At 65.6% G+C, this 20687-nt stretch carries 19 protein-coding genes; 14 read left to right on the forward strand and 5 right to left on the reverse strand.

Features of this window, described 5'->3' with window-relative positions; genetic code table 11:
* Positions 1-92 precede the first annotated feature (92 nt).
* Genes LPB260_RS09220 through LPB260_RS09230 form a run of 3 tightly spaced genes read left to right on the forward strand, consistent with a single transcriptional unit; the run spans position 93 to position 3661 of the window.
* Positions 93-752 (forward strand): paraquat-inducible protein A, encoded by a 660-nt coding sequence (locus LPB260_RS09220; protein WP_208708382.1) that lies wholly within the window; start codon positions 93-95, stop codon positions 750-752.
* Entirely contained in the window at positions 739-1362 is a 624-nt protein-coding gene (locus LPB260_RS09225; RefSeq protein ID WP_208708383.1) for a paraquat-inducible protein A, read from the forward strand. The genes LPB260_RS09220 and LPB260_RS09225 overlap by 14 nt, the downstream gene beginning before the upstream one ends.
* Entirely contained in the window at positions 1355-3661 is a 2307-nt protein-coding gene (locus LPB260_RS09230) for a PqiB family protein (RefSeq protein WP_208708384.1), read from the forward strand. The genes LPB260_RS09225 and LPB260_RS09230 overlap by 8 nt, the downstream gene beginning before the upstream one ends.
* Positions 3662-3711: 50 nt before the next feature.
* On the opposite strand, the gene mksF is transcribed toward LPB260_RS09230, so the two are convergent.
* From mksF to mksB, 3 genes are all read right to left on the reverse strand, one after another.
* The gene (gene mksF / locus LPB260_RS09235; RefSeq protein ID WP_208708385.1) at positions 3712-6546 is read right to left on the reverse strand and encodes an Mks condensin complex protein MksF; all 2835 of its coding nucleotides are present in this window, start codon (positions 6544-6546) and stop codon (positions 3712-3714) included.
* Positions 6543-7247, reverse strand: coding sequence for an Mks condensin complex protein MksE (gene mksE, locus LPB260_RS09240; RefSeq protein WP_208708386.1), 705 nt, complete (start codon positions 7245-7247; stop codon positions 6543-6545). The genes mksF and mksE overlap by 4 nt, the downstream gene beginning before the upstream one ends.
* Positions 7248-7331: 84 nt before the next feature.
* Positions 7332-8573, reverse strand: a complete 1242-nt coding sequence (mksB, locus tag LPB260_RS09245; RefSeq protein ID WP_208708387.1) for an Mks condensin complex protein MksB — start codon at positions 8571-8573, stop codon at positions 7332-7334.
* 353 nt (positions 8574-8926) lie between these two features.
* Between mksB and LPB260_RS09250 the strand changes: the two genes are divergently transcribed.
* From LPB260_RS09250 to rimI, 3 genes are read left to right on the forward strand one after another with little or no spacing between them, the layout of a single operon-like run.
* Positions 8927-10474 carry a 2-isopropylmalate synthase gene (locus LPB260_RS09250; RefSeq protein ID WP_208708388.1) on the forward strand — a complete coding sequence of 516 codons (1548 nt, stop codon included), beginning with the start codon at positions 8927-8929 and terminating at the stop codon, positions 10472-10474.
* A complete protein-coding gene (locus LPB260_RS09255; protein ID WP_208708389.1) occupies positions 10471-11268 on the forward strand; it encodes an energy transducer TonB in 798 nt (265 codons plus the stop codon). The genes LPB260_RS09250 and LPB260_RS09255 overlap by 4 nt, the downstream gene beginning before the upstream one ends.
* Positions 11265-11717 (forward strand): ribosomal protein S18-alanine N-acetyltransferase, encoded by a 453-nt coding sequence (rimI, locus tag LPB260_RS09260; protein ID WP_208708390.1) that lies wholly within the window; start codon positions 11265-11267, stop codon positions 11715-11717. The genes LPB260_RS09255 and rimI overlap by 4 nt, the downstream gene beginning before the upstream one ends.
* Positions 11718-11721: 4 nt before the next feature.
* On the opposite strand, the gene LPB260_RS09265 is transcribed toward rimI, so the two are convergent.
* Entirely contained in the window at positions 11722-12093 is a 372-nt protein-coding gene (locus tag LPB260_RS09265) for a serine kinase/phosphatase (protein ID WP_208708391.1), read from the reverse strand.
* 225 nt (positions 12094-12318) lie between these two features.
* Here LPB260_RS09265 and can point away from each other — a divergent pair, with 225 nt between their 5' ends.
* The 5 genes from can to LPB260_RS09290 all read left to right on the forward strand — a co-directional run bounded on the left by can (position 12319) and on the right by LPB260_RS09290 (position 16222).
* Entirely contained in the window at positions 12319-12963 is a 645-nt protein-coding gene (gene can, locus LPB260_RS09270; RefSeq protein WP_208708392.1) for a carbonate dehydratase, read from the forward strand.
* Between the two features lie 5 nt (positions 12964-12968).
* Entirely contained in the window at positions 12969-13874 is a 906-nt protein-coding gene (locus tag LPB260_RS09275) for a DMT family transporter (RefSeq protein WP_208708393.1), read from the forward strand.
* A 314-nt stretch (positions 13875-14188) separates the two neighbouring features.
* Positions 14189-14854, forward strand: coding sequence for a hypothetical protein (locus LPB260_RS09280; protein WP_208708394.1), 666 nt, complete (start codon positions 14189-14191; stop codon positions 14852-14854).
* A 102-nt stretch (positions 14855-14956) separates the two neighbouring features.
* Positions 14957-15262, forward strand: a complete 306-nt coding sequence (locus tag LPB260_RS09285) for a panthothenate synthetase (RefSeq protein ID WP_208708395.1) — start codon at positions 14957-14959, stop codon at positions 15260-15262.
* Between the two features lie 231 nt (positions 15263-15493).
* Positions 15494-16222, forward strand: coding sequence for an MBL fold metallo-hydrolase (locus LPB260_RS09290; RefSeq protein ID WP_208708396.1), 729 nt, complete (start codon positions 15494-15496; stop codon positions 16220-16222).
* Positions 16223-16365: 143 nt separating this feature from the next.
* Here LPB260_RS09290 and LPB260_RS09295 read toward each other — a convergent pair whose 3' ends face one another.
* Entirely contained in the window at positions 16366-17040 is a 675-nt protein-coding gene (locus LPB260_RS09295; protein ID WP_208708397.1) for a hypothetical protein, read from the reverse strand.
* Between the two features lie 649 nt (positions 17041-17689).
* Between LPB260_RS09295 and LPB260_RS09300 the strand changes: the two genes are divergently transcribed.
* From LPB260_RS09300 to LPB260_RS09310, 3 genes are all read left to right on the forward strand, one after another.
* The gene (locus LPB260_RS09300) at positions 17690-18382 is read left to right on the forward strand and encodes an SOS response-associated peptidase (protein ID WP_208708398.1); all 693 of its coding nucleotides are present in this window, start codon (positions 17690-17692) and stop codon (positions 18380-18382) included.
* Positions 18383-18534: 152 nt separating this feature from the next.
* The gene (locus tag LPB260_RS09305) at positions 18535-19602 is read left to right on the forward strand and encodes a P-loop NTPase (RefSeq protein WP_305888805.1); all 1068 of its coding nucleotides are present in this window, start codon (positions 18535-18537) and stop codon (positions 19600-19602) included.
* A gap of 391 nt (positions 19603-19993) precedes the next feature.
* A complete protein-coding gene (locus LPB260_RS09310; RefSeq protein ID WP_208708399.1) occupies positions 19994-20650 on the forward strand; it encodes a hypothetical protein in 657 nt (218 codons plus the stop codon).
* The last annotated feature ends 37 nt before the right edge of the window (positions 20651-20687 follow it).

Genomic DNA, 20687 nt, shown 5'->3' on the forward strand with positions numbered 1-20687 from the left:
CCTGGGCAACGCGCCCGCGACCGTCGCTTCGCTCTTCACCTGCTGGCGGTCGCGCTCGGCTAGAATAGGCGCACTTTTGCGAGAACCCGTTTATGTCCGATTCGGCCGACCTTCAGCCTTTGCCGGCGCTTGCCGTCGAGCAATTGATCGCCTGCCACGAATGCGACCTGCTGATGCGCAAGCCGGATACCGGCTATGACGAGCGGGTCGAGTGCCCGCGCTGCGGCTTCGAGTTGTATACCCATCGGCATCAGGTGGTGCGCCGCAGCCTGGCGCTGGTGATCACCGCCTTGTTGCTCTATGTGCCGGCCAACTTCCTCCCGATCATGCACCTCAACCTGCTTGGGCAGAGCAGCGAGGACACGGTGTGGAGCGGGGTGCTCGGGCTGTACGAGAGCGGCATGCAGGGTATCGCCGCGGTGGTGTTCCTCTGCAGCATGGCGGTGCCGCTGCTCAAGCTGCTGTGCCAGCTGGCGGTGCTGCTGAGCATCCGCCTGGACCTGGGGCGCAGCTACGGCCTGCTGCTGTACCGCATCTATCACCACCTGCGCGAGTGGGGCATGCTCGAGGTGTACCTGATGGGCATCCTGGTGGCCATGGTCAAGCTGGCCGACCTGGCCGAACTCAGCCTCGGCGTCGGGCTGTTCTGTTTCGTCGCGCTGCTGCTGATCCAGGCCTGGCTCGAGGTGAGCATGGCGCCGCACCAGATCTGGCAGGCGCTGTCGGGGGAGGACCTGCATGCGGGCGATTGATGCGGGGCTGCTGGTCTGCCACGAGTGCCACCTGCTCAACCCCGTGCAGGCCGGAGTCGCCCACCAGCACTGCGAGCGCTGCGGCGGCCTGCTGCACGCGCGGCGGCCGAACAGCCTGGCGCGCACCTGGGCGCTGCTGCTGACCGCGGCGATCCTCTATATCCCGGCCAACCTGCTGCCGATCATGACGGTCAACTCGCTGGGCAAGGGCCAGTCGGACACCATCATGTCCGGGGTGATCGAACTGGTCCATCTGGGCATGCTGCCGATCGCCGCGGTGGTGTTCATCGCCAGCATCCTGGTGCCGACCTTCAAACTGGTCGGCATCGCCCTGCTGCTGTATTCGGTGCAGCGCCATCAGCCCATGTCGCCGCGCCAGCGCATCTTCATGTTCCGCTTCATCGAGTGGATCGGCCGCTGGTCGATGCTCGACATCTTCGTCATCGCCATCCTGGTGGCGCTGGTCCGGTTCGGCAACCTGGCCAGCATCGAGCCGGGGATGGGCGCGGTGGCCTTCGCCAGCGTGGTGATCCTGACCATGCTCGCCGCCCTGACCTTTGACCCACGCCTGATCTGGGATAACACGGAGTCGCAACACGACCATGAATGATCTGCCTCTGGCCAAAACCCGCCCGGCCTCCAACTGGTCGGCCATCTGGGTGCTGCCCATCCTCGCCCTGCTGATCGGCGGCTGGCTGGGCTGGCGCGCCTACAGCCAGGCGGGGATCGAGATCGAGGTGTTCTTCGACAGTGGCGCCGGCATCCAGGCCGGCAAGACCGAGGTCATCTACAAGGGCATGCCGATCGGCAAGGTCAAGGCCCTGGCCCTGGACGACAGTGGCGAGCAGCGCGGGGTGATCGCCAGCATCGAAATGAACCAGGAACTGGACGAGCAGCTGCGCGAAAACACCCGCTTCTGGCTGGTCAAGCCCAGCGTCAGCCTGGCCGGGATCACCGGCCTGGAAACCCTGGTGTCGGGCAACTACATCGCCGTAAGCCCGGGCGACGGGGAGCCGGCGAGGAAATTCCAGGCGCTGCCCGAGGCGCCGCCCTTGGCGGATGACCAGCCCGGCCTGCATCTGACCCTGAAGGCCGAGCGCCTGGGTTCCCTGAGCCGTGACAGCCCGGTGTTCTACAAGCAGATCCAGGTCGGCCGGGTGAAGAGCTACGAACTGGCCAGCGACCAGAGCACCATCGAGGTGAAGATCTTCATCGAGCCGACCTACGCCAGCCTGGTGCGCAAGCACACGCGTTTCTGGAACGCCAGCGGCATCAGCATCAACGCGGGGTTGTCGGGCTTCAAGCTGCGCAGCGAGTCCCTGGCCAGCATCGTCGCCGGCGGTATCGCCTTCGCCACGCCGGAGCACCGCAAGGACAGCCCGCCGACCGACCCGGTCTTCCCCTTCCGCCTCTACGAGGACTTCGACGCGGCCCAGGCCGGCATCCGGGTGCAGGTCAAGTTCAGCGACTTCGAAGGCCTGGAGGCCGGGCGCACGCCGGTGCTGTACAACGGCATCCAGGCCGGCAGCCTGAAGAGCCTCAAGGTCAGCGACGACCTGGCCTCGGCCACTGCCGAGCTGACCCTCGATCCGCGCACCGAGGACTATCTGGTCGAGGGGGCCGAGTTCTGGGTGGTCAAGCCGTCCATCTCGCTGGCCGGCATCACCGGCCTGGAAGCCCTGGTCAAGGGCAACTACATCGCCGTGCGCCCCGGCGAGAAGGGCGCCCCGGCCAAGCGCGAGTTCGAGGCACGGCCCAAGGCGCCGCCGCTGGACCTGGCCGCGCCGGGCCTGCATCTGGTGCTGCTGAGCGACAGTCGCGGCTCCCTGGAGGTCGGTAATCCGATCCTCTATCGCCAGGTCAAGGTCGGCTCGGTGCAGAGCGTGCAGCTGGCCCGCAACGACCAAAAGGTGGCCTTCGGCGTGCACATCGAGCCGGAGTACGCCCACCTGGTCAACAGCAGCACGCGCTTCTGGAACGCCAGCGGTATCACCCTAAAGGGCGGCTTGTCCGGTATCGAGGTCAAGAGCGAGTCGCTGCAGACCCTGCTGGCCGGCGGCATCGCCTTCGAGACCCGCGACCCGCAGGCGCCGGTGGTGACCAAGCGGGTGCAGCGCTTCGCCCTGTACGACAGTCGCGACAGCGCGCTGCAGAACGGCGTGGCGATCAGCGTCCGCCTGGAACGTGGCGACGGCCTGGGGCCGGGCACGGCCATTCGCTACCGTGGCCTGGACGTCGGCAAGGTCGAGCGCATCGAGCTCAGTGACGACCTGCAGAGCGTCATGTTGCATGGGCGGATCACCCTGGCGGCCGAGCGCATCGCCCGCGCCGGCTCGCAGTTCTGGGTGGTCAAGCCGGAGCTGAGCCTGAGCCGGGTGACCAACCTCGACACCCTGGTCGGTGGCCAGTACCTGGAGGTGCTGCCGGCCGAGCGCGCTGGGCCCCAGCAGACCGCGTTCGTCGCCCTGGCGGCGCCGCCGAACCAGGCGCTGCGCGAAGCCGGGCTGCACCTGGTGCTCAGCGCCGCCAGCCGCAACTCGCTGAAGCCCGGCGAGCCGGTGACCTACCGCGAGGTGCCGGTGGGCAAGATAACCGGCGTCGAGCTGAGCCCCAGCGCCAACCGGGTGCTGGTCCACGTGCTGATCGAGCCGCGTTATGCGGTCCTGGTCCACGGCGGCAGCCGCTTCTGGGTCAGCAGCGGCATCGGCGTCGAGGCGAGCCTGTTCAAGGGGCTGAAGGTGCGCACCGAGTCCCTGGAGACCATCATCGCCGGTGGGGTGGCCTTCGCCACGCCGGAGGGCGAGGAGATGGGCGTGCGGGCCCTGCCGGGACAGACTTTCGCCCTGTTCGAGGAGGCCGAGGAGCACTGGCTGCGCTGGGCGCCGAAGATCGACCTGGCGCCGCAGTGAGGCGATGAAAAAGGGCCGCATCTGCGGCCCTTTTCATTGAGGCGGAAGGATCAGGCCGGTTCGGCACTGGCTTCTTCGTGGACGGCCTCGGTCTTGGCCGGTTCACGGGGGCGGATAAATTTCCAGTCGGCCTCGTCGATGTAGATGCCGGCCGGGCCGCTGCCGCCCTCCAGGTCGATGGCCACGTGGGCCGAGACCTGCGGTTTGACCGAGGCGAGGATGGGCACGAAGCCCAGCTGCAGGCTGGTCTCGATCAGCGCCTGCTGGTTGCGCTCGTCGATATCGGCCGCCTCGTCCAGGTAGTAGGGCAGGCGCACGCGTCCGGCCTGCTCGCGGTCCATCAGGTGCAGCAGCAGGTACATGTTGGTCAGCGCCTTGATGGTCATGGTGGTGCCGTTGGACGCCGCCCCGTCGATGTCGGTGTGGATCACCGGTTGGCCGCCGACCTTGGTGATCTCGAACGCCAGCTCGAACAGGTCTTTGAGGCCCAGCTGGTTCTGGTTGGCCGCCACCAGGCGCGCCAGGTACTCCTTGGCCTGCTCGTTCCTGGCGTCCTGCTCGCTGCTCTGCTGCAGGTCGAACACCGACAGGGTCTCGCCTTCCTCGTACTGGCCGGCGCTGTGGATGATCTGGTCGATGTGCTTGAGCGCCTCCTTGTTCGGCGCCAGGACGATGCGGAAGCTCGCCAGGTTGGAGACCTGGCGCTTGTTGATCTCGCGGTTGAACAGCGCCAGCTGGTGTTCCAGGTTGTCGTAGTCGCTGCGGATATTGCGCAGGGTGCGGGCGATATCGGTGACCGCGGCGCGGCGGGCCTTGGCCAGGGTCAGGGCCTCGTCCTGGCGATGGGCGTAGGCGTTGACCAGCAGCTGCAGGCGGCGCTCGACATCGTCCTCGCTGTCGAACTTGGCCACGCCCTTGAGGCGCACCTGGGCATACAGCGCCTCGATCTGCCCGTCCACGCGCTGCAGGCCCTGCCAGGCGTCCTGGTAGTCGTTGAGCAGCGGCAGCAGGTTGTCCAGGCTGTCGTCCACCGGGTCGGTGAAGGGCGTGCCGAACGGCAGGTCGGCCGGCAGCAGCTGGCGGCGGCGCAGGGCGTCGTCCAGGGTGCGCTGCATGGCTTCCAGGTCGGCCAGCTGGCGGCCGACCAGCTGCAACTTGGCCGACAGCTGCTGCACGCGCTCGGCGAAGGCGTCGCTGGTACGGCGCAGTTCGTCCTGGGCGGCCTCCAGCTGCGCCAGTTGCTCCAGCTTGCCGGCTTCTTCGACGGCCAGGGTCTGGCTGCGGCGGTAATCCTCCAGGGCCTTCTGCGCATCCAGCACGGCCTGGTACAGCGCCTCGGCCTGGGTCTTGCTCGCGGCGCGGTCGGCGGCCACCGCCTGCTGGGTCTTGAGCTGCTTGAGCTCTCGCTCCAGGCGGTCCTTCTGGTCGCGCAGGGCGGCGCGGTCGGCCAACGCCTGCAGGGCCGGCGGCTCGATATGGGACAGGTCGATGGACAGGCCCGGGGCCTCGAAGCGCTCGCCCTTGAAGCCATCGAGCACCGCTTCCAGGGATTTGACCCAGGCCTCGCCGTCGTCCAGGGCGATGCCCTTCTCGCCCAGCGGCAGGCTGAACAGCTGGCCGTTGAACAGGCGCATCAGGCGATCGACGTCGGCCTGGCTGAACTCCTCGCGCAGCCTGGCGTAGCTGTTGTTGTCGGCGTGGTCGAGCTGCTGCCTGACCGACTTGAGGCGCTTTTCCAGGTCGCGCAGGCGCTCGTCGAGGTCTTCACTGGAGAACTGCCGCGACTGCGCCAAGGCGCCGGCCAGCTCGTCGTGGGCGTCCTTGGCCGCCAGCAGCTGGGCCTCCAGCACCTGGGCATTGTCGATCAGGGCGAAACGGTTCTTCAGCACGGACAGCTCGCCGAGCCAGCGCTGGATCTCGCTGATCGCCCGCTCCAGGCGCATCAGCTCGGCGGTGCCGCCACGCTGTTCCTGCTGCAGGCCATCCTGCTCGCGCTGGTAGTGCTCGGCCTGGATCACCAGTTCCTCGCGGCGGGCGCCGGCATAGTCCTGCCAGGTGCCGAGCAGCGAGTCGAGCAGCGGCGACAGGCGGTGCAGCTTGCCGCGCAGCTGCTCGCGCTGGGCCACGCCGGCGGCCAGGGCCTCGATCAGCGGGCCGGCGCCGACCAGGGCCTGGTAGTCCTGCTCCATGCGCCGCACGTCGCGGAAGGCCTCCTCGGTGGCGGCGATGTAGTCGACGCTGCCCGAGCGCAGGCTGTGCTCGAAGGCGTCGAGGAACAGCTGCTTGAGCTTGGCCGCGGTAATTTCCCGCATATGCAGCAGGTTGATAAACAGCGCGCGGAAGGTCTTCAGGCTCTGCTCGCTGGTCGAGCGCAGCGGGATCAGGGTCAGGTCCAGGGGGATCGAGGTGTGGCCGCCGACCAGCAGGCGGCGCAGTTCGTCCGGCTTGAGCTCGAAGGCCTTGATGCCGGCCCGCTCGAGGTTGTTGAACAGTTCGCGCTGGCGCAGGCAGGTGCCGTTGTTCTGGTAGTGCTCCAGGTCCAGCTCGCCCTGGTAGGCGAAGAACTGGTGGCCGAAGCCGCCGCCGGGGCCGCGCCCGGCCACGCCGATGACGTGGGGTCCGTGGGGCAGGGCGACCTCGACGAGGATGTAGCTGGTGTCGCTGGCGAAGTAGAACCTGCGCGACTGCTCCAGGCTGTACTTGCCGAAGCTCATGTCCGACATGCGCGCCAGGATCGGGAACTGCAGGGCGTTGATCGAGGCGGACTTGCCCAGGTTGTTGGCGCCATACACCGACAGCGGGTTCTCCAGGGGGAACAGGCCGAGGCTGTAGCCGGCGGTATTCAGCAGGGCGAAGCGGCGAATGCCGTAGCGTTCCTGGCTCATGCGAGGGTCTCCTGCAGGGCGCGTTCTTCGGCCAGGGCGCGGGCCAGGGCCTGTTCTTCGGATTCGTCGGATTCATCGGCGCCGTCGTCGAGGGCGATCAGCGCCTCGCCGCTGTCGTCGTCGATCAGCACCGGCGCCGGCAGGGGCAGGTCGTTGCTGTGCAGGCTGGCGGCCAGGTCGCGGTCGTGCTGTACCGCCAGGCAGACATCGAGGAAGCGGTGCATCGGCGCGAGGAAGCGGTACACGCCGTTGCTGTCCGCGGCGAAACCGAGCTGGGTCAGGCGGCGGATGACCTTGTCCTCCAGCTCATCCTGGGTGGTGACCTCGGCCTGGAGGAACAGGTCGCGGTACTTGTCCAGCAGCGCCGGCAGCTCGTCGCGGCCGATGCTGCCGCCGTCCAGCACGCTGAGCGGGTCGCGGCCCTGGTCGGCCAGGTGCTCGACCAGGATGAAGGTGAACAGCGCCAGGCGCTGGGCGGTCTTGTTGACCTGGGCGCCCATCTGCTCGGGGACGAAGTAGTAGAAACCGCGCGGGTCGCATACCAGCTCGAAGCCGAGGGCCTTGAACAGCGCGCGGTACTGGTCCTGCTGGCTGGACAGCTGGGCGTAGCACTCCGGCTCGCTGCGCGACAGGTGGTAGCCCTTGAACAGCTCGCGGAAGATCGGCGCCAGCTGGGTGAGTTCTTTCAGGTCGATATTCATAGGTGATGCTCACAGGCAATCGTAGGGTGCGCCGTGCGCACCTTGTCGTCGGTGGCGGTGCGCACGGCGCACCCTACGGGCAGTTTAGGCATTGGGGCGGCCCACCAGTGCGTAGGAGCTCAGGCTCAGCTGATGCTCGTGGGTCAGGTAGTCGCGGCGCTCCAGGCGTTCGCGCTGGAAGCGGGCGTCGCGGGACAGGCGCGAGAACCAGTAGAGCAGCTCGTCGGTGGCGCCTTCGGGCTCCTGGTCGAGCAGCCAGAGCATCAGGTCCGGCAGCGGCAGGGCCTGCTCGCAGCGTTCGAGCATCTCGCGGGCGGTGCGCGGCGCCTTGGGGCCGACCTGCTTGCGCGTGCCGCTGGCCTTGGGGAAGTGGCTGGGCTTGGGCTCGAAGCGGGCCAGGGCATAGACATAGGCCTCGACCTGGGACGCGCTGCCGAGGAAGGTGCTCTGCGGCCGGCTGAACAGCGGCAGGGCGGCCTGGGGCACGGCGTCCAGGCCCTTCTTGCGGATCACCGACAGGGCCAGGGCGGCGCCACGGGTCACCGCGTTGTGCCGGCGTGCCTCCTCGCGCAGCGGCAGCAGCAGTTCGCGGGCGCGGCGCAGGGTCAGCTGGGCGGTGGTCTGCATTTCCAGGATGCGCGCGTGGGTGCGCAGCAGCAGGTCGTCGTCGACCAGCTGGCCGAGGCGCTGCTGCTCACCGAGCAGGCGCAGCAGCACGTGCTCGACGCGGTACACGCCCTGCTCGAAGGCACCGTCGGCGGCGACCAGCTGGATCATCGGCTCGACGTACTCGTCCCAGGTGGCCAGCACCTCGGCGTAGCGTTGGCGCAGCGGAATCTGCCGGTCGCTGGTCTTGGCCCGCTCGGCCACGGCGACCAGCGCCTGTTCGTCGTTGGCCAGCTTCTTCAGTACGTCGCGCACGCGCATGTCGAGCAGGCGCAGCTGGCGCGCCAGGTCGGCGGCGTCGCGCACCTCGAAGGCATCCTTGATATAGCCGGCCAGGCGCTCGAGGTGGCGCAGGTAGGCCTCGATCTCCAGGCACAAACCCAAACGGTGTTCACGCCGCAGGTAGGCGAGGAAGTCGTGGATCTGCGCGTTGAGCTCGAAGCGATTGGGGCTCTTGGCCACCGGCACCAGGATGTCCAGGCGGATCCACTGGTCGAGCAGGGCGGTGATGTCCACCGGCGTGCTGTCCGGAAGTTGCGCATTGAGCTGGTTGCGCAGCTCGACCAGGCTCAGAGTGCCGGCATCGAAGCGCTCGCACAGCGGTTCGAGCAGGGTCCAGTGTTCGGCGAGGGCGCGCAGTACGCGCTTGGGGTCGATCATCGCAGGGCCGGTCGCTCAGTCGGAAAAAACGCCGATTGTACTGCATCGCATGGCCCGTGCCGGAACCCCTGCCGATCGGAGGCGTTGCTCCGCGCGCAAAGGCGGAGCCAGGCCATCGAGGCGGCGATTGCCGAGCATCTGCTCGGCCTGTATGACCCTTGCTGAGCATGGCCCGCGCCATCGGTCGTGAGCGCCAGCACGCGGCTTATCGATAGCTGGGCTGACCGCATAGCCGTTGCAGGCTTTCCGTGAGCCCGGTTTCACGCCACAATTCCTCAATTGGGTGCCGCCACCAGCGGGCACTATCTGCCTGAGTCCCGCCGCATCCAAGGCCGGGCCACGAGGAGTCGAGCATGAGCAGCAGCGATCGCGTCATTATTTTCGATACCACCCTGCGCGACGGCGAGCAGAGCCCCGGTGCGTCCATGACCGGCGAAGAAAAGCTGCGCATCGCCAAGGCCCTGGAGCGCCTGCGGGTCGACGTGATCGAGGCCGGCTTCGCCATCGCCAGCCCGGGTGACTTCGCCGCGGTCAAGGCGATTGCCGACAGCATCAAGGACAGCACCGTGTGCAGCCTCTCCAGGGCCGTGGACGCCGATATCGACCGCGCCGCCGAGGCGCTGAAGAACGCCAACTCCGGGCGCATCCACACCTTTATTGCCACCAGCCCGATCCACATGCAGTACAAGCTGCGCATGCAGCCGGATCAGGTGGTCGAGCAGGCGGTGCACGCGGTCAAGCGCGCGCGCAACCTGTGCAGCGATGTGGAGTTCTCCTGCGAGGATGCCGGGCGTTCGGAGATCGACTTCCTCTGCCGCATCATCGAGGCGGCCATCGACGCCGGCGCGCGCACCATCAATATCCCCGACACCGTCGGCTACGCCATTCCGCACCAGTACGCCGAGACCATCCGCCAGCTGCTGCAGCGCATCCCCAATGCCGACAAGGCGGTGTTCTCGGTGCACTGCCACAACGACCTGGGCCTGGCCGTGGCCAACTCCCTGGCCGCGGTGGTGGCCGGCGCGCGGCAGGTGGAATGCACCATCAACGGTCTCGGCGAGCGGGCCGGCAACGCCGCCCTGGAAGAGATCGTCATGGCGATCAAGACCCGCGCGGACCTGCTCGGCGTGCACACCAACATCGACACCCCGCACATCCTCAGCACCTCGCGCATGGTCTCCGGCATCACCGGCTTCCCGGTGCAGCCGAACAAGGCCATCGTCGGCGCCAACGCCTTCGCCCACGAGTCGGGTATCCACCAGGACGGCATCCTCAAGCACCGCGAGACCTACGAGATCATGTCGGCGCAGTCGGTCGGCTGGCACACCAACAAGCTGTCCCTGGGCAAGTTGAGCGGGCGCAACGCCTTCCGCTCGCGTCTGGACGAGCTGGGCATCGCCCTGTCCAGCGAGGCCGAGCTGAACGCGGCATTTGCCCGCTTCAAGGAGCTGGCCGACAAGAAGCACGAGATCTTCGACGAGGACCTGCAGGCGCTGGTCTCCGACACCCTGGGCGAGGAAGCGCCGGAGCACTTCAAGCTGATCAGCCTGGAAGTTGCCAGCAAGACCGGCAGCGTGCCCCAGGCCAAGCTGGTGCTCAGCGTCGATGGCACCGAGCATGCGGCCCAGGCCCAGGGCTCGGGGCCGGTGGACGCGACCTTCAAGGCCATCGAGTCGGTCGCCGCGTCCACGGCCAACCTGCAGCTGTACTCGGTCAACGCCATCACCCAGGGCACCGATTCCCAGGGCGAGGTCACGGTGCGCCTGGAGAGGGCTGGGCGCATCGTCAACGGCAATGGCGCCGACACCGACATCCTGGTGGCCTCGGCCAAGGCCTATATCAATGCCCTGAACCTGATGCAGGCCGGGCAGAAGGCCCATCCGCAGGTGGCTGACGTTTGATCGCAGAACTGCGCCGCCGTGCCTATCTGAGCGCCATGCAGGTGGCCAGCTGGCTGCCGCGGGTGGAGCTGCCGTTCGCCGCGCCGTCGCGGCCGGAGCTGCTGGCGCCGCCCGAGCCTGCGCAACCGGCCGACGAGGCGCCGGCCATGCAGGCGCTGCGCGAGAGCGTGGCACCGACTCCCGTCGTCCCACCCAGCGAGCGGCCGAAGGTCGAGGTGCCGCGCCCCGCGGCTACTGGCCGCGGCGCCAAGCCCGAGGCGGATGAATCGGCGGCCGAAGCGCCCGCGGCGGCCAGGCCTGTGGCCGTGGCGCCGCCGCGCTTTGCCCTGCAACTGCTGCGCGCCGGCGACTGCGCCCTGCTGGTCGAGTTGCCCACCGGCGAGCCGCTGCAGGGGCGTGATCCTGCTTATTTGCTGCTCAAGGACCTGCTGCGCGCCGCCGGATTGCCGGACAGCCCGCAGCTGGTCGGTGAGCCGGTGCGCTGGCCGCTGCTGGTGCGCGGCAATATGGACCAGGGGCCGCAGGCGGCGCTGGAGTTCGTGCAGAGCTTCGTCGGCGCCCGCCTCGAGGAGCAGGCGCCCTGTGCCTGCCTGTGGCTGGTCGGCCTGCCGGCCGTGCGTTTTGCCGGCGAGGCCGACGCCGAGTCCTATAACCGCGAGTTGCAGATCGAGGGACTGGGCGCGGCCTGGGCCTTGCCGGGCCTGGAGCTGCTGATGGAGGAGCCGCAGCGCAAGCGCGAACTGTGGCAGGCGATGCGGCGGGTACGCCAACGCTGGATGAGTCAGGCGCAATGAGTGATGCAATAAGCTTCCGCCCGATGACCGAGGCGGATCTCGAGGCCGTGCTGAAAATCGAGTACGCCGCCTTCAGCCATCCCTGGACCCGCGGCATCTTCACCGACAGTATCAAGTCCTACGACTGCTGGGTGATGTTCGAGGGTAGCCAGCAGGTCGGCCATGGGGTGATCAACGTGATCATCGACGAGGCCCACCTGCTCAACATCACAGTCAAGCCGCAAAGCCAGGGGCGCGGCCTGGGCCTGCGTCTGCTCGAGTTCCTCATGCAGCGGGCCATGCAGCTCAAGGCCGGCGAATGCTTCCTCGAGGTGCGCGCCAGCAACCAGGCGGCTTACCGTCTGTACGAGCGTTACGGATTCAACGAAATCGGCCGGCGGCGCGATTACTACCCGGCAGTCGGGGGGCGCGAGGATGCCCTGGTGATGGCCTGCACCCTGATCGACTGAGCGCCTAGCGATCTTCCTTGGGCGTGGCGCCTCGAGGTGCCCGTTCGTCATCCTTCAGGCTGAAGTCGAGGTCATCCTCGTCGATGATGCTCAGTTCATGGTCTGCCGGCTGGTCGCCACCTTCCTCGTAGGGCGAGCGGGCGCCGTCTTCGTGGATCAGGTCCTCCAGGTCCGCATCGTCCTTGTCGGGGCCATGGCCCGGCGGGGCATCGTCGCTCAGGCCGGCTTCGCGGCGCTGGATGTGCTCGAACTCTTCGATCAGCTCATGCTCATCCTCGAGTTCATCGAGCAGCGGCTCTTCGACGTCGTCCAGAACCGGATCCTCTCGCGGCTTCTTGGTCGAACCGGACCCGCTCGCGGGTGGGGTGACAGGCATCAGTCCTTCTCCTCTGCAGCGGTTACCTAGGGTTTACGCTAGCAGTGGCGCAAGCGTGCGCGGCCGCTGCCTGACCGGCGGCCCCGCCGCAGAGGCCCGACCGTGGCTCGCAGGCAACTACCGGTGATGGCCGGCAACCCGACCTGTGACTGCGTGAGGCGGTAACCTGTCAAAAGCCACGAACGCTCCGTATGGTGAGCATCGGCAATTTACGGAGCAAAAGGCATGAGCGATCTACAGCACCTTTTCGACAACAACGCCCGCTGGGCCGAGGCGATCAACCAGGAAGACCCGGAGTTCTTCGCCAAGCTGGCCCGCCAGCAGGTGCCGGAGTACCTGTGGATCGGCTGCTCGGACGCGCGGGTGCCGGCCAACGAGATCGTCGGTCTGCTGCCGGGCGACCTGTTCGTCCACCGCAACGTCGCCAACGTGGTGCTGCACACCGACCTCAACTGCCTGTCGGTGATCCAGTACGCGGTCGACGTGCTCAAGGTCAAACATATCCTGGTCACCGGCCACTACGGCTGCGGCGGTGTGCGCGCCTCGATGCAGGACACCCAGTACGGCCTGATCGATGGCTGGCTGCGTTCGATCCGCGATCTCTACTACGAGCATCACGAGGACCTGGCACAGCTGCCCGACGAAGAAACGCGGGTCGATCGCATGTGCGAGTTGAACGTGATCCAGCAGGTGGCCAACGTCAGCCATACCACCATCGTGCAGAACGCCTGGCATCGCGGCCAGGCGCTGTCGGTGCACGGCTGCATCTACGGCATCAAGGACGGACGCTGGAAGAACCTCGACGTCACCGTCAGCGGTATCGAGCAGTTGCCGGCGCAATACCGCCTGCGTCCGCTGCGTCAGGTCTGAAGCCAATGACCAGTTCACGCGGCATGGCCACGCTGGGCCTGCTGCTGGCCGTGCTCTGCTGGTCGGGCAACGCCCTGGTGGCGCGGGCCTTCGTCAGCGAGATCCCGCCCTTCGCCCTGTCGTTCTGGCGCTGGAGCCTGGCCCTGGCGCTGCTGCTGCCCTTCGTCGCCGCGCCGTTGTGGCGCCACCGCGCGGCCTTGCGCGACGCCGGCTGGCGCCTGCTGGTGCTCGGCGGCCTGGGCATCGCCGCCTACAACTCGCTGTTGTACAGCGCGGCGCAGACCACCGTGGCGATCAACATCACCCTGGTCAACACCTGCCTGCCGCTGATGACCTTTATCGGCGCCGGCCTGTTGCTCGGCGAGTGGCCACAGCCGCGCGCCTGGTGGGGCATGGGTCTGGCGGCCATCGGCCTGCTGGTGCTGATCGGCCAGGGCAGCCTGGCGGCGCTGATGGCGCTGTCGTTCAACCCGGGCGACCTGATCATGCTTCTGGCCGTGGCCGATTGGGCGCTGTATTCGTTGCTGTTGCGGCGCTGGGCCAGCTACCTGCTGCCGATCCCGCCGCTGGCCTTGCTCGGCGCATTCATGCTGCTGGGCCTGCCGCTGATCCTGCCGTTTTACCTGGTCGAGCTGGCCCGTGGCGCGCACTTCGTGGTCACCCCGGGCACCCTTGGCGCTATCGGCTACACGGCGGTATTCGCCTCGCTGCTGGCCTACCTGGCCTGGAATCATGGCGTGCGGGTGCTCGGCGCGGCCAAGGCGGCGCTGGCCAACTACCTGATGCCGGTGTTCACTGCCGTGCTCGGCTGGCTGCTGCTGGGCGAGGGGCTGCAGCCCTTCCACTGGTTCGGCGGTGGCCTGATCTTCGCCGGCCTGTTGCTCGGCACGCAGCGCTCGGTCAGGGGCTAACGCGGTAGCGGCCGCAACCTGCGGTTCCATACGGCGCCTGGCGGGCTAAATTGCCGTTACTGCTGAGCAGGGCCGGCCATAGGAAAACTCCGTCTAGGAAAAAGCCGCCTGACGTCGCGGATTGGGCGCTCAGGCGCGCCGGTTGGTCTCTACTTCTTGAGTGAGTTCGCGCCTGTTCGACAGCGGCAGTCGTGCCGCCAGGGACCGCTCTGGCAAATCCAGGGCGCGAGGTGCGGCCTGGGTGATAGCGAGGCCGTTGAGGCATCGCTGGGCTGATGCGACAGCCAAGGGCACAGCCAGCAGGGTGAGGCAGCATGAGAACCAAAGGCATTCGGCCACTTCTTAGGACCTCGATCATCCTGTGCGGATGGGCTGCTGCAGCGCTGGTATCTGCCGCCCAGGAACTGACCGAGCGCTCCTATGCCGGGGCCGGCTCGTCCATGGGCGTGATCCTGCTGGGAGTGGGCTGGGGCCGGGCGTGGGGCTATTGTGGGTTCGAGAATGTGCAACTGCGCAGCCTTGGCTTCGACCGCATGCCGGTGCGCAAACTCGGCGACCAGGCGGCCGCCGATATCGAGCTCGAGGGGCCCGGGCTGCTGGCCAAGCCGGTGTCGCAAGACTATGCGCTGCTGGTGGAGCCGGGTGAGTACGCCCTCACCGCGTTCCATATCAAGGCCGCCAGGTCGGTCAACGACGTCGGCGCCTTTCAGGCGCGGCGCACTCAGCTGCTGGACGGCGGCACGCCTCTGGCGGGCAGCTTCAGCGTGGCCGCCAATGAGGTGGTCTATGTCGGCCACTTCGGCCCCGAATGTCTGCAGGCCGGGCAGCCGATGATCTGGCGTTACTACTTGAGCGACGCGCCAGCCTTCATGGACTACCTGGCGAAGGTCAAGCGCCGCTACCCATATCTGGAGGTGGACGCGGCACAGTTCCGGCTGTTCCAGACGAGCACCATCGGTGAGGCGTTCCAGTTGCCTTGAGTGCGAGGCTCAGCTGGGCGTCTCTTGGCTGCCGCCTTGCAGGGCAGTAGCCGGGCGTATGCGGCAGCGCCTTGGCATGCCGCCTCAGCAGGACATCACCCAATGAAGATGCTGCTTTCGGTTGAGTTCCCCCATGAACCCTTCAACGCGCTGGTTCGCAACGGCACCTGTGGTGAGGTCATCGGCCGAATCCTGGATACCATCAAGCCCGAGGCCGCCTACTTCACGGAGGAGGGCGGCAGGCGCGCGGGCGTCTTCGTGATCGAGGTGAAGGAACCCTCCTCGGTGCCGGCGATTGCGGAGCCTTTCTTCCTCAACTTTCAGGCCGACTGCCGGTTCCGCATCCTGATGAGTCCGCAGGACTTGCAGCATGCCGGGCTCGACGCACTCGGCAAACAGTGGGGCTGAGTAACGGGGAGGACGCCGACCCTGGGCGGCCAACCTCCCAGTTAAACGGATGGCCAGGGGATAGTCAGCCTGATGGCCAGGTGTGTGGGCTTATTGGCCGACATTCCCTCCGGACGGGGCGTAGGCTGGCTCTGCGAAACCCGGCGAGTGGCGCGTTATCGCCTAGGTTTCGGACTGTCTGCATATAGAGCCATACAAGGCGAACATTCACGGATACAACGAGGAGGCGTCATGGCCGTTACCAACCATCAGTCCGGCACCAATGTGCATGAGGTGGCCGACGGCATCTACCGCATCAACACGCCGCTGGTCATCCCCGGTGCCGGTGGTTTCTCGTTCAACCAGTACCTGATCGTCGACGACGAGCCCCTGCTGTTCCACACCGGCCCGCGCAAGCTGTTTCCCCTGGTGCGCGAGGCGGTCGCCAGCATCCTGCCGGTCGAGCGCCTGCGCTATATCGCCTTCTCCCATGTGGAGTCGGACGAGTGCGGTTCGCTCAACGAGTGGCTGGCTGCCGCGCCGAACTCCGTGCCGCTATGCGGGGTGATCGCCGCCATGGTCTCCATCGAGGACCTGGCCGACCGCAGTCCGCGAGCCATGGCCGACGGTGAGCGCCTCTCGCTGGGTTCGCGGGTCGTGCGCTGGTTCGACGCACCGCACCTGCCCCACGCCTGGGAATGCGGCTTTCTCGCGGAAGAGCGGACCGGCACCCTGTTCTGCGGCGACCTGTTCACCCAGGGTGGTAGCGACCTGCCGCCCATCACCGAGTCGGACATCCTCGGGCCCAGCGAAGCCTACCGGCATGAACTGGACTACTTCTCCCACACGAAAAATACCCGTTCGTTGCTCGAGCACCTGGCGAGCGCCAAGCCCACCACCCTGGCCTGTATGCATGGCAGCGCCTGGAAAGGCGATGGCGCGGCGCTGCTGCGGGCCCTGGCAGACTCGCTGAGCCGGTAGCGCTGCGCTATCAAGCCTCGGCAGCCGGGTCACGGGCGCGATGTCGGCGCGGGAACAGAATGCAAGACGCCCCCGAACGGCTTGGCGTTCGAGGGCGTCAGGGGCCAGGCCGATGTTCAGCCTGGCGAAGGAATCAGCGTGGCTTATCCCGCTGCCAGTGCCGGGTTGCGAATGACCGGGGCAAGTGCGAGATCGCCTTGCTCTTCGCGGGCTTCACGCTTCATCGCCCACTGGGTGAGCAGCACCATCGCGGCGAAACCACCGACGATCATCACCGGATAGGCAGCGAGAATCTCGGTCAGCGAATACTTCCAGGACAGCGGGCGGCCGATGCCCAGCATCGCCGCATAGAACCAGGACACGCCCGACAGCGCACCGGCGAACAGGGCGAACATGCGCATGCTGAAGTTCAGCTTGAGCAGCGAGCCGGCCTTCTGCAGGGCGGGCAACACCAGGCCATGCAGGAGCATGCCGTTGAAGGTCAGCAGCATCACGATGGTGATCTTGGCCTGCAGCTTGGGGTTGAGCAGGTAGGACAAGCCGCTGGCACTGATATCCAGCCAGATGATCGCCACGCCGCTGACCCAGAGGACCGCCAGGGCGGCGGAAACGGATTTCTGCAGGCTTTCCATATGCTGGCTGTCTTGCAGGTGGGAGTTTCCACCCTTGAACAATTCTTTGATCATCGCGAAGTCGCTGGTCAACACCATGCCGATGGCGACACAGCAGGCGATCAGGTGCGCATAAACAATCCCTAGGCGCATAAACTCCATGGTGGTCTTCTGCTCGAACAGCGCAGTAATGATAGTGAAATCCATGGGTGCCTCTTTTTATCAGGTGAGCCTCACAATCAGGGCGTTGTGGGCATTAGGTTTTTACATTTGCAGTTAAGAAACGCTTCCAGAGCCGGTCTTCGGTTTCAGGATGAAACTGTCGATCCGGTTACCACCTGGCGAATGAGCCTTCAGTCATTCGATTTCCTCTTTCAAAAGTAAAAGCTCCCCCTGCACATGACTCGTGCCTGTGAGAAAAAGCTCCTGGTTTGCTGGAAGGCGGGGCGAATGCCTCCGCCGTCATCTGGCTACTCTCAGAGCGGGCTGAAATCGGTTTGTTCATTTTTTGAGCAGTGACGGCGACGAACGGTAGTGCCGTTCAGGGCGCCGGAAATACTGGCTATTTAGCGGCCAGGCAGCCCCCATCCGCTCTGGTCCGAGGCCTGGCCGGTGCATCGCGTGCCAATACCGAGGTCCACGGCGAATAGGCGTTGCCGGGTCGCAGGCGGAGGCAGACGCGGCTCTACTTCTCTTCCGCGGGGTTCATGATTTTCGGCCGCTGATGGTTGGGTTGCTCGAGTGGCGTGATGAGCCTTGCAGGCACGCCTCGTCTCCCATCCAACCGGACTAACCTGAATACAGCGGTGGGCTCGACACGCCGATCTCGACCAATCCCGACGCTTCGGAGGTGTCCATGTGCGGTCGATACGTCAGCCCCGATGAAGCCGCCATGGAGCGTTACTGGCACATCGGCGCAGGCAACTCCGGGCGGTGGATTCGGCGTATCTACAACGTCGCCCCGACAATGACCGTGCCCGTGGTGCTAAGCAACGAAGAGGGTATAGCCGAAGTGCTGCCGGCTCGCTGGGGGCTGATTCCGGGGTGGTGGAAGAAATCCAGTCTGCCGACCCTGACCTTCAATGCCCGCCGTGAAGAGGCGGCCGAAAAAACCATGTGGCGGCAAAGCTACCGGTCTCGCCGCTGCCTGATGCCAGCCCAGGGCTGGTATGAATGGAACGCTCAGGAACAGGCAGTCAGTCCGAGCGGCCGCAAGGTCAAGCAGCCGTACTACATCCATTGCCCCGATGATTCGATGCTAGCCTTCGCTGCGCTGTGGTCCACCTGGCTGGGCCCGGATGCGCGGCAAGTCCTGTCCTGCGCATTGCTCACCACGGAAGCGTCACCGGCCATTCACGCCATCCACCAGCGCATGCCCGTTGTCCTGGCCCCGCAGCAGTTCGACCTGTGGTTGTCGACCAACCTGTCGGCTGAGCGGGTTGGCGAGGCGCTGACCCACGCTCGGCGTGACCTCATTGCCCATCCCGTCAGCACCGAGGTCAACGACGCCCGCAACGACTACTCCGCGTTGCTCCAGAAACTGAACTAGCCCTTGCCGCCTGATTCGCCTGGCCTGCGTCCTCCCAAACTTCCGGAGGCGTCGCCATCCATCGGGAATCAAACGCGTGTGTAGATTTCCATTAGTGTCACGATTGGCATCAAAGGCATTTATGACATAATCGTGAGGTCAGCTTGTGATGGATGACCTGGATCAGCCTGGGCGATGCGTTGAGCGCGCTGCGGAGCCATCGGTTGAGCTCGCTGATGCTGATCGGTCGGCCGCTGCGAGGCGAGACGAATGATGGGCTCACCAGTAAGGGCATCGCCAGTGAGGGCAGCGTTGTGGCAAATCGTGGGGGGAATCCTGTTCAGGTCGTTGCCGTGACCAGCGGCAAGGGCGGTGTCGGCAAGACGAATGTTGCGGCCAACCTCGCCCTGGCATTGGCCGACCTGGGTAATCGGGTCTTGTTGCTGGATGCCGACCTGAGCAAGGCGAACCTCAATGTATTGCTGGGCCATGCAGCCGAGCGCAGCCTTGCAGACGTAATCAACGGCAAGTTCCGCCTGAGCGAAGTGGTCCACGAGGGTAGGAGTGGCGTTCGCGTGGTTTCCGGCAGTTCTGGCGATCCCGCGATGGGGCGGCTCAGCGCCATGCAGCATGCCGGGCTGATTCACGCCTTCAGCGAGATCGGTGACGCCATGGACTACCTGATTATCGATACGGCCTCGGGCATCAGCGACACGGTGCTGAGTTTCGTGGGCGCCTCCCGGGAAGTGCTGGTGGTGGCCGGTGACGAGCCCAGTTCGATTGCCAGTGCGTCCACGCTGATCGAGTTGCTCAATCGTGAGCATGGCACCACGCGTTTCCATGTGCTGGCCAACATGACCCACAGCCCTCAAGAGGCGCACTTGCTCTTCAGAAAACTGGTGAAGAGCAGCGAGCACCTCCCCGAGGTACTGCTGTCCTACGCCGGCGCCATACCTTTCGACAACTTCGTGCGCCGAGCCGCGCAGAAGGGGCGGGCAGTCTATGAGGCCTACCCCCGTTCAAGGAGCGCGGCGGCCTACAAGGTGCTCGCGCAGCGGGTCTGCCTCTGGCCGTTGCCTGGTGGACCGAGTGGCCGGGTGGAGTTCTTTGTCGAGCGTTTGGTTGCGAGCCCAGCCGCGCCAGTTCGACGTCCGCGCATTCATTTGGCCGCGGACTATCAAGGCGCCGATCATCACGCCGCCTTGTGGCCTGATCTGGCCCGCGTCAGCCTGATCGGCTGAGGCGATCGCCGCGGCTTCTCTACAGTAGTGCAGCCGTTTCCCGAGCAGGTCGCTGTTCATCAGGGCAAACTGAACCGGGCGGCGACCCAGGCAACTGATCCCGCCATTGAGCGGAGGTTAAGCGCCATGAACATCCGACCAGGCAGCCCCACCGACAGTAAGCGCCTTGCCGAACTGATTGAGAGTTTTCAGCCACTGCCTACGCTCGACAATTGGCCTTGTTCTCACGGACCTACTAGAGTCTCGGAAGGGCCGCCGCTGCTACGGCTGACCCATGGATGTGTACTCCATGGACGCTCGACGCGTTAGGTCGGACAGCGTGCAGTTAGAGGCGGTCCAATAGCCTCTATCGGTAGGGGGCTACCTCGATGCATTACGTATAGGTGATGCTATGAATCCGGTAGGTGCGCTACGCCTGGCTCTCTTCACTCTGGCTGTCACCGTACTTCTCGCTGGCTGCGCGACCAGTCCGTCTATACCTGCTATATCTCAACCGAGCGCATCCGCCTTGGTTGTAGATTTAACCTTGAATGCACCGGTCAGTGTATTCACCAATAAACCTGATCAGGTCTATTTTGTCAGGGTCGATAACCAAGACGGTCTTCTTCAACAAAGTATTATCCGCTCCAACTTCGTCAAGGACGGTCGAGCCTATCTACTCAATGCACGACCAGGTACCTATGCTGTGGTTGGCGCGTTTTTTTTGCCACCCATGCAAGCAGCCAGAAGTACCTACACCACCTATTTCTCCAGGGCGATTGTAGAGCAGTCAGTTGTCACTGTTCATGAGAATCAGTTTGTCGTTATGGGGCGCTATGTCGTCAACACATCAGTAGGGCTTGATGGGGCTGATGAGACCCAAGAGCATTATAAAAATGTAATCGCACCTGGGGAGGCTACTGGCCTGCTTGCCATGTCCTTCGGTGGGGCAGTTCATTACCGTGGTGTTCTGCATCAACTAAACAATGACGAGAAAACTCGAAATGAAATCCTTCGACTCGCCAGGCAGGATCTGGCCGGTAGTGGTTGGGCCGATTCTATAAAATGACGTGCTTTCGCCGTCTCGTTTGTGCACTAGTGGAGAT

This window comes from Pseudomonas sp. LPB0260, assembly GCF_013388395.1.